We start from the raw sequence: 866 nt of genomic DNA on the forward strand, positions 1-866 counted from the left end.
TTAATGCGGCGAATTGTTGATCACCATATTCGGTATAAGAGAAGTCTTTACCAAGCGCATGGAAATCATAATGCAAGGTGTCTCCTGCATAATTAGCGAAGGCGTGAACGGGCTCTGCCTCTAGCAAATCAATCCGCTTTATGCGCCGTGTATGAATATCACCTTGTGACTCGGACACTGCATACAGCGCAACCGTTGGCATAACACCGTGATGATGATGCGCCATACTCAATTGTCTGCGATCTAGCACGGTACTTAAGAAAGAGAACACCGCTGACTGCATGATCGACTCGTCTTGGCGTGGAAGGCTCCCCTTTAACAAGCCCCCAAACTCGTCTAATACATACAGATCAATTTCGTTCTCTTGATAGACATAAAAGACTTGAATTAAATCTGGCTCGTTCATCGCGAGCGCTGTTTTCAGAACGGTTTCGTGTTCAAGGGCATAGCTATCGAACCTAATCGGCAAGTAACTGCCTTCAACACGCCTTAAACGTTCAAAGAGTACATCTTGAGTTTCGAACAGCTCAAAACGAAATTGCTTGTTCGCTGCATGAATCAAATAGAAGGATTTGCCCAAACCAATAATATACCTAACTGAACGGACTTGATGATCTGGGCCAAATAATACAGAGCGAGCCTCATAAAATAATGCTTTCACTCGGTCTTCAATGGCTCTCGCTCTGAACGAACTAAAACAGCGCACGATCAATTCGAATGGCCCACCTGCTTGCTCTGCACACAGCAACAAATAAGCTTGTAAGTTCTGCAGTAAAGTCTCACCTACCTCATAACGCACGGCAGATACTTCACCCCAGCTGTTCAGTACAACCTGATCGATGGTTTTAACCAAATTGGCTTGTTGC

Annotated in this window: 1 protein-coding gene; it reads right to left on the bottom strand. The window is 44.9% G+C overall.

What is annotated here, in order from left to right; genetic code table 11:
• Positions 1-866: class I adenylate cyclase (locus A3762_RS21585; RefSeq protein WP_197469480.1), on the bottom strand; the 866-nt coding region annotated here is incomplete at both ends.

It is taken from the genome of Oleiphilus sp. HI0125 (genome assembly GCF_001635355.1).